We start from the raw sequence: 8,387 nt of genomic DNA, 5'->3' as shown, positions 1-8,387 counted from the left end.
CGCAACTGCTCGCACCCGATCTTCGTAGGAATACATGAACTACCTCCATGATAGTCCAAGTTTTCGTCCGCACCCCCCCCCTGCTCCTAATCTCGCGAACCGGCGTACCCGGTCCGCGAGCTGACGTAACCGCACGAACGGCAATACCCCGGTCGACCATCATCCCGACGATGGCTTTGCCCGCACAAACCTCTGTTCGTGACCTCAGCGTAGTTCAGGCAGTATATAACTACCGCGATGCAATTCGGGCGAGACAATCAATGGCGATAGATTCCGGTATGGATGACACCATCCACACCGCACCATGCGCGATACATTCCCGGACTGTTGAAGGGCAGGCAGATATTGCCCTTTGCATCCACGGCCACAAGCCCGCCTGAACCGCCGATTTCACCCAGTTCGGTCACGACACCACCTGCCGCATTTTGCAAGTCCTGTCCTGCCCAGCGCATACGTGCATCGATCTCGTGTCCAACAGCCCAACGAATGAAATATTCTCCATGTCCGGTTGCCGAAATGGCCGCAGTGGTATCGTCAGCCCAGGTTCCGGCGCCAATAACGGGACTATCACCGACGCGACCGGGCGTCTTTGCCGTCATGCCGCCTGTGGAGGTCGCTGCCGCGAGGTGACCGAACCGATCGAGCGCCACCGCCCCGACAGTTCCATGCTTGCGAGCAGGATCGCCGTCATCCGGAAGCCCCTCTTTACGACGCTTCATTTCAGCCTTGAGGGCATTGAGCCGATGTTCGGTACCGAACCATTCCGGAGTTTGTAATTCAAGACCGGCATTTTCACAGAAGCGTTTGGCGCCATCACCGGCCAGAAATACATGCTCGGTCGTTTCCATCACTGCGCGCGCGGCAAGTATCGGGTGGCGTGGACCGCAAATTCCTGAAATCGAGCCGCATTCACGTGTCGATCCATTCATAATGGCCGCATCCATTTCGTGGGTGCTGTCGGTGGTAAAAACCGCGCCACGTCCCGCGTTGAACAACGGGTCATCTTCCAATGCCATAACCGAAGCCGTTACGGCATCGAGCGATGTGCCACCCTCGCGCAGAATATTCAGTCCCGCCTCGAGACAGAAGCGCAGGGCAACATGATAGGCAGCCTCGCGCTCCGGCGTCATGTTGGATTTCAGTATCGTTCCCGCACCGCCATGCAGCGCGATAACCGGCATCGTTTCAGACATTCTGACCTCAATCTGGAAGGAGTTCTGCTTTATTCAATCGCGTCAGCGCAACGCGAAACTCATGGCGGAAAGTGCCGTCATCCAGCCAACCACCTCCGCCATCGTCACACAATCGAACCCCACGGTGACGGCATCAACCCGTCTGGCCGGGGGGAGTATTGCCATTTGATCTGCGAGTGCCGCATTGCTCATCAAGAATTCCGTCTTGTATGGCCCATTCAGCCGGAATGCTTTTTTACTACCAGCTTCGCGGACTGCACGTATCGCCCCCTCCCTCAGCATAGCGCGCGCCCGCTGGACGGATACCTGACGTGCAGCCCGGTGACCGAAAGATTGTTTGACAACGACAAATTCAGCATCCGGGAAAAATCCAATATTTTCGTCCCTCGTGCAATCGTCGCCGGAAACCAGACCAACTGGAACGCCAAGCTCTCCGGCATAAGCACCGTAAATACCCGGCTCCCCGTAAGGCAGGTTGTTGATACGGACTTCCCGGAATGCAAAACCGTTTGTGGTGTGGGCAAGTACCCCACCCTTGCCGGCCATGGAATGATGCCCGACCATAAGGAACAAATCGAATTCAGCCGTCAAACCGCAGGCCATGTTCATCGGCTTGGGCTTGCCTAGAAGCAAATCGGCTGCCGGATGCAGCAGAGATGGCAGAATATTTGTCATTGGCCCGTGAGAGTCGTTGACAAGGATTTCGGTTGCGCCCGCTTCTACCAACCCCTCGACTACGGCGTTGACTTCTTCGGTCATGAGAATGCGCGCTTTCTCATATTCCACATGACCAGCCTGCCCTTGAGCCGGAGCAACAACACCTGCAACTCCCTCAATATCGGCGGAGATATAAACTCGCATAACAACCGCTCCTCAGTCGGATCGTAGCTTCGGATCGAGCGCATCGCGCAAGCCATCGCCAAAAAGATTGAAGCCCAGCACGGTGACAAATATTGCGATGCCGGGGAATAACGTCAAATGATCGGCCACTCCCATATAGGTCCGGCCATCAGCCAGCATGGCGCCCCATTCGGGGCTTGGCGGTTGCGCGCCGAGGCCGATGAAAGATAAGGCAGCAGCGGTCAGAATGGAGGTGCCTATACGCATCGAAAAATAGACAATGACGTTTGGCAGGGTACCAGGCAAGATATGACGAAGCATGATAACGCGATCAGCTACGCCGATCGCCCGCGATGCATCGACATAAACAGTGCGCTTCAACTGCAACGTGGTGCCGCGAGCAAGTCGGGCGAAAACCGGAATAGAGAAGATCGCGACTGCGTAGATCACATTGGTAATGCCGGGTCCGAGCACCGCGATCACAGCGATTGCAAGCAGAATGCCAGGGAAAGCAAGCAGCAGATCGCACAATCGCATGATAACCGAATCCACCCAACCACCGTAAAACCCGGAAACGATACCAAGCGTGACGCCGAAAAGCGCGCCCAGCGTCACCGACAGAAAGCCCACCGCGAGCGAAATGCGCGCACCCCAGATAATGCGGCTGAATATGTCACGCCCATAGGCATCCGTTCCCGCCCAATGCCCGGCACTCGGGCCCTGGAGAACGGCATTATAGTCCGGCGTGCTCGGATCATAAGGTGCAAGCACTGGAGCCAGAATTGCCGCCAGCACCAAAGCAATGATGAAGACGAGCGCCACCAGGGCTACCTTCTGCTTTTTGAACCGCCGCCAGAATTCGGCCAATGGTCTGCGCATTTTCTGGGCTGGGTCCACCAATACGGTTGTCGTACTCATTTGTAGCGGATCTCCGGGTTTGCAAAGGCATAAAGAACGTCAACCAGCAGATTGATAAAGATGAACTGTAGTGAGAACAGCAGGATCAATGCCTGAATGACAGGGTAATCCCGATAGGAAACGGAATCGACCAGCAGTCTTCCTACACCTGGCCAGGAGAACACGCTTTCGACCACTATCGATCCACCAAGCAGAAAACCGAATTGCAGACCAACCATTGTGATAATGGGGATCAATGCGTTGCGTAGCGCATGTTTCCATACGACCCTTCGCTCCGGCACGCCTTTGGCGCGTGCTGTGCGAACATAGTCCTCCCGCGCAATTTCAATAAATGCTGAGCGGGTAAAACGCGCCATAACAGCTGCAACCCCCACCCCAAGCGTGAACGAAGGCATCACATAATGCTGCCAAGTACCGTAGCCGCCGGTCGGAAACCAGCCAAGTTTCACCGAGAAAATATTGATTAGCAACAGGCCCAGCCAGAATGGCGGGAATGAAATGCCGGATACCGCTATGATCATTCCAGCGTAGTCAGGCCATTTACCGCGTTTTACAGCAGAAATCACGCCGATCAGCAAACCGAGAAGTGAAGACCAGAGCATTGCAAATACAGTGAGCCAGACTGTAGGCATCAGGCGTTCGCCGATCTCCTCGGTGACCATTCGTCGCGTCTTAAGCGAAACACCGAAATCGCCGTGAACCGCACGCGTCAAATAGCGTGTGAATTGCTCTGGCAACGGTTTATCCAACCCAAGCGACGAACGAACTGCAGCAATATCTTGCGGGCTGGCGTCGGGGCCCGCTACAAGGCGGGCGGGATCACCTGGCAGCATGTGCACAAAGGCGAAAACGCAAACCATCACGAGCACGATGACAGGTACGGTAGCGACAAGCCGTTTGATGAGATAGGAAAACATAAATTCCCTTTCGGAAAGGTAGCGCCGGCCCCGAAAGGCCAGCGCTCTTTTCACGAGCTGTTAGTCAGCGAATGCCGCTTCTTCGAGCAGGAAACCACGATCCGGAAGCATATAGACGCCGGAAAGTGACTTGGTCTTGGCCGACAGGTTCTGGTTCACACCGAGGAAGATCCAGGGTGCGCCTTCCCAGGCGGCCTTTTGTGCTTCCGCATAGAATTCTGCCCGCTTGGCCGGATCAGCCGTGCTGATTGCACCTTCGATTGCAGCATCGACCTTTGCGTCCTTGAAGTAAGCAACGTTGAACATTGCTGGCGGAAAGCTCTGGCCATAAAGCAATGGGCGAATACCCCAATCGGCATCGCCCGTCGATGCAGACCAGCCGCCATAATACATCTGTACGGCAGCATCTTCCGGCTTCTCGACAGACCAGATTTTCTGCGCAGCAACGCCAGCCTCAAGCGGCATTACGTTCACTTTCACGTTGATCTGTGCCAGTTGCTGCTGGATGAACTGAACCGCACGTATGGATTCCGTATTGGAGTTTGCCCAGATTTCCGTTTCGAAACCACTCTCCAGGCCTGCTTCCTTCATCAAATCTTTGGCCTTGTCGAGATTGTACTCGTAGTTGCCAACCGGCACATGGAATGCAAGGTTCTTGGGAATGATCGAATCTGCCGGCTCGCAAAGGTCGTTATAGACGATCTTGCAATAGGCTTTTTTGTCTACGGCGTAATTGAGCGCGTGTCGGACGCGAACGTCATCGAAAGGCTTTTTCAGATTATTGAGAGAGACGTACCACTCGACGATAGAAGGGTCTTTATCGACCTCGACATTCGGGTTCTTTTCGGCGACCTGCATCAGTTCAGGAGGGAAAGAAGGGATGAACTGGGCTTCACCCGTCTGGAGCATTGCAAAGCGCGCACCGGATTCCGGCACTGAACGAACCGTAACGCCATCGATCTTGGGAAGCCCTTCTTTCCAGTAGTTGTCATTTTTCACGACTTCAAGCGTATCTGCCGACCAGTTTTTGAACTTGAACGGGCCGGTTCCGACCGGATTGCGTCCGATCTCCTTGCCGTATTTTTCAAGCGCCGCCGGTGAAATGATCATGGCACCTGGATGAGCAAGCGAGGCGATCATCGCGCCAAACGGTTCCTTGAGGATCAATTTGACGGTAGCATCGTCAACAACCTGCACTTCCTTGACCATTGAGACCAGGCTGCGGCGCGAAAGCTTGTTGTCCGGGTTGGCAAGACGTTCGATATTGGCCTTAACTGCTTCAGCATTGAAATCCGTGCCGTCGTGGAACTTGATACCTTTGCGAATCTTGATGGTAAATTCGGTCGCATCGCCATTGGCCTCATAGCTTTCAGCCAGTAGAGGAATGAGCTTCATATCCTTGTCGAAGCCAAAAAGACCCTGATAGATAAGACGAAGCGAGGTCTGCGACAGCGTGTCATTGATGTTCGTTGGATCAAGACCTGTCAGGTTATTTGGTACCGCAACGGTAAGGGATTTCGCCCAGACCGTCGCGCCCGGGAGCATTATCGCGGCGGCCAACGCCGACGACAACAGCAAGTTCTTCAGTTTCATTGTCAACTCCTTCCTAAGATCAATGAAAATCGCCGATGGGATGGCGTGCTACGAAATGGCCAGGCTCCACCTCGATAAGAGGGCTGACGACCGGCATGTCGTCCGGTGAACGCACCGGGCTTGGGATTTCCCCCTCGATAAGCGGGCGACTGCGCTCACGCCGCTGGGGATCGGCAATTGGAACCGCAGAGAGAAGCCGTCGCGTATAGGGATGTTGTGGATTCTCGAAAATCTGGCGCCGCGGACCAATTTCAACGACCTGCCCAAGATACATCACCGCCACACGATGGGATATCCGCTCAACAACCGCCATGTCGTGACTGATGAATATGTAGGAAAGTCCACGTTTTTCCTGCAGTTCCATCATCAGATTAATGACCTGTGCCTGAATGGAGACATCAAGCGCGGCAACCGCCTCGTCGGTAATGAGAATATCGGGATCTCCCGCGAGAGCACGCGCTATACAGATACGCTGACGTTGCCCCCCCGAAAACTGATGCGGATAACGATGCGCATGCTCTGGCTGCAGACCCACGTCCCGAAGCAATTCCACTACACGCTCCTGGATTTCCCCCCCTTTTGCGAGCCCGTGGGTGATTAGCGGCTCCGCAATTGAAAAGCCCACAGTCAGCCGCGGATCGAGGGATGCGAACGGGTCCTGAAAGACGTATTGGATCTTGCGGCGAATGGATTGCTTTTCCGCTCTTCCAAGTTTGAAAATATCCTTGCCATTATAGAAGACCGCTCCGGAAGTGACTTCCTGAAGCATCATTATTGTGCGTCCGGTCGTTGACTTGCCACAACCCGATTCACCGACCAGCGCCAGTGTTTCACCCTGGTGCAAACTGAAACTGACCTGTTCCACAGCATGCACGCGACCAGTGAGTTTCGAGAAGAGCCCGTTCCTGATATCGAACCGCGTCACCAGATCACGCACCTGCAATACCGGCTCAGATGATTTGATCGTGTCTTGCGGAGGATACTCGGCAAAACTGTCCGAGCCGCTGTCATCGGCTTTCAATAGAGGAAAACGACGCGGAAGGTTTTCACCGTTAAGAGCTCCAAGACGTGGCACTGCGGCAAGCAACGCGCGGGTATAACGGTGTTGCGGCGCAGCAAAAATGGTTTCTACGGTGCCTTCTTCCACTTTCTCGCCGCCACGCATAACAAGCACCTTGTCTGCAACTTCCGCCACAACGCCCATATCGTGAGTGATGAAGAGTACGGCCATGCCCATCTCTTCCTGCAGCAAACGGATGAGACGCAGAATCTGCGCCTGAATGGTGACGTCCAGAGCCGTGGTTGGCTCATCGGCAATCAGCAGACGCGGTCGGCAAGAAAGAGCCATGGCAATCATGACACGCTGACGCATGCCACCCGACAACTGGTGCGGATGACGGTCAAGTATGCGCCTGGCATCGGGAATACGGACCTTTTCCAACATGTGCAGTGCTTCAGCCCGTGCTTCAGCAGAAGAACACTTCTGATGCAAACGCACCGCTTCGGCAATCTGCTCGCCAACAGTAAAAACCGGGTTGAGAGAGGTCATTGGCTCCTGGAAAATCATCGCTATATCGTTGCCGCGAATACCTTCCATCTCATCAAGCGCAAACCTGGTAAGGTCGTGTGTAACTCCATCGCGGTTGGTAAATTCAATAGCGCCTTCCGTAATCTTGCCGCCACCGAATTCCACAAGACGCATGATCGCAAGAGACGTGACAGATTTACCGGATCCGGATTCACCCACAACTGCCAGCGTTTCACCCGGTTTGATCTCGAACGATAGATTCCTGACCGCACGAAACGTGCCATCATCGCCCTTGAAATCAACACTGACATTTTCAACGCGTACGATCGGTGCGTCTTCGGGGTTACTCGGCTTCACTGTCATCCGTGGTCCTCGATTTGGACTGCGGCTGATCTTCATCCTCCGCATAAAGATAGGGCATGAGAGAGCGCGTTACGGAAACGGCATCCGAGACGCTCTGGTGATGTGCCGTCAGCACGGCAATGATCGCTTCGAAGGCAGCGAGTGCACCAATCGTCGAACTATGCAGAACGGGGTGGCTCGCGGGTACGAATATCTGCTCATGGCTGAGTGAACACAGCGGCGAGGCAGGGCCATCCGTTACGGCAATGCAATGGGCTCCCCGGCCTCGCGCAAGCTTCAGAAAATCAAGGGTCGCCTGTGAGTAGCGTGGCAATGCCATCGCTATCACAAGATCTCCAGGCCCCAGCCGGAGCACTTTCTGGGCAACACGTTCGAGCCCGCCGGCACCGTTCAGCACGAGCTGTGACCGGGTAAAAAGGATTGATTTATCAGCAAGATATTGCAGCATGTTCGCGCTGACGCCAAAACCGAGAAAGGCAACACGCGGCGCATTCATCATCTGGGCCGCAATGTCCTCCCACACGGTATTCCCGGCTTCCCTCATGACCTGCTGCAAGCATTCTGCAGCACTCTGGAAGGAACCCTCCGCAATCTTTCCAGGCGGGATGTGACGGGCGCGGTCGACATTCTCCACTGGGCGCAGCAATGACTGGTAGCCTTGTACCGCGAATCCTCTGAAATCTGTAAAGCTCCCCAATCCCAGTGCCCGCACGAACCGGGTAATCGTTGCAGATGAGGTAGAGGTTGCTTGTGCAAGCTCCTCTATACCCATCGTCGCGACCGCGAATGGATTGGCGAGCACAAAATCTGCGATCTTTTGCTGGTTTGGGGTGAGACTGCCTCGGCAGGACCCAATCAATGTGGACAAATTCACGTTGTTCCCGTTTACTTTTTATCTTTATGAAAAGTCATTTATCATAATTTTACCGATTTGAAAATAATTTTCACATTAGTTCACAGGGTGTTGTCACGTTAACTGGGCTACAGTTGCCTGCCTGACGGTTTGGGCGTAAATTTTGGCGATGCAGACATCAG

7 protein-coding genes are annotated in these 8,387 nt (G+C 54.5%); all 7 read right to left on the bottom strand.

Annotation, left to right across the window (positions count from 1 at the left end; translation table 11 throughout):
• Positions 1–257: 257 nt before the first annotated feature.
• Genes FG152_RS26775 through FG152_RS26745 form a run of 7 tightly spaced genes read right to left on the bottom strand, consistent with a single transcriptional unit; the run spans position 258 to position 8,220 of the window.
• Positions 258–1,193 (bottom strand): isoaspartyl peptidase/L-asparaginase family protein, encoded by a 936-nt coding sequence (locus FG152_RS26775; protein WP_071632281.1) that lies wholly within the window; start codon positions 1,191–1,193, stop codon positions 258–260.
• 42 nt (positions 1,194–1,235) lie between these two features.
• Entirely contained in the window at positions 1,236–2,054 is an 819-nt protein-coding gene (locus FG152_RS26770) for a M55 family metallopeptidase (RefSeq protein WP_109366498.1), read from the bottom strand.
• A 12-nt stretch (positions 2,055–2,066) separates the two neighbouring features.
• On the bottom strand, positions 2,067–2,951 hold the full coding sequence (locus FG152_RS26765) for an ABC transporter permease subunit (RefSeq protein ID WP_498989389.1): 885 nt from the start codon (positions 2,949–2,951) through the stop codon (positions 2,067–2,069).
• Positions 2,948–3,868, bottom strand: a complete 921-nt coding sequence (gsiC, locus tag FG152_RS26760) for a glutathione ABC transporter permease GsiC (protein ID WP_071632278.1) — start codon at positions 3,866–3,868, stop codon at positions 2,948–2,950. The genes FG152_RS26765 and gsiC overlap by 4 nt, the downstream gene beginning before the upstream one ends.
• Before the next feature lie 60 nt (positions 3,869–3,928).
• Entirely contained in the window at positions 3,929–5,461 is a 1,533-nt protein-coding gene (locus FG152_RS26755) for a glutathione ABC transporter substrate-binding protein (protein WP_109366500.1), read from the bottom strand.
• A gap of 19 nt (positions 5,462–5,480) precedes the next feature.
• On the bottom strand, positions 5,481–7,352 hold the full coding sequence (locus tag FG152_RS26750; RefSeq protein WP_109366501.1) for a dipeptide ABC transporter ATP-binding protein: 1,872 nt from the start codon (positions 7,350–7,352) through the stop codon (positions 5,481–5,483).
• Positions 7,333–8,220 carry a MurR/RpiR family transcriptional regulator gene (locus tag FG152_RS26745; RefSeq protein ID WP_181375998.1) on the bottom strand — a complete coding sequence of 296 codons (888 nt, stop codon included), beginning with the start codon at positions 8,218–8,220 and terminating at the stop codon, positions 7,333–7,335. Before FG152_RS26745 ends, FG152_RS26750 begins: the two co-directional genes overlap by 20 nt.
• Between the last annotated feature and the right edge of the window lie 167 nt (positions 8,221–8,387).

Origin of the sequence: Ochrobactrum sp. XJ1 (genome assembly GCF_024701725.1) — a bacterium.
GTDB classification, from domain to species: domain Bacteria; phylum Pseudomonadota; class Alphaproteobacteria; order Rhizobiales; family Rhizobiaceae; genus Brucella; species Brucella anthropi.
This window is presented reverse-complemented; position numbering and strand designations above follow the sequence as displayed.

Excerpts from the sequence above, each read along its gene's own strand:
- FG152_RS26775 (WP_071632281.1), bottom strand. The coding sequence starts at position 1,193 with ATGTCTGAAACGATGCCGGTTATCGCGCTGCATGGCGGTGCGGGAACG.
- FG152_RS26770 (WP_109366498.1), bottom strand. The coding sequence starts at position 2,054 with ATGCGAGTTTATATCTCCGCCGATATTGAGGGAGTTGCAGGTGTTGTT.
- FG152_RS26765 (WP_498989389.1), bottom strand. The coding sequence starts at position 2,951 with ATGAGTACGACAACCGTATTGGTGGACCCAGCCCAGAAAATGCGCAGA.
- gsiC (WP_071632278.1), bottom strand. The coding sequence starts at position 3,868 with ATGTTTTCCTATCTCATCAAACGGCTTGTCGCTACCGTACCTGTCATC.
- FG152_RS26755 (WP_109366500.1), bottom strand. The coding sequence starts at position 5,461 with ATGAAACTGAAGAACTTGCTGTTGTCGTCGGCGTTGGCCGCCGCGATA.
- FG152_RS26750 (WP_109366501.1), bottom strand. The coding sequence starts at position 7,352 with ATGACAGTGAAGCCGAGTAACCCCGAAGACGCACCGATCGTACGCGTT.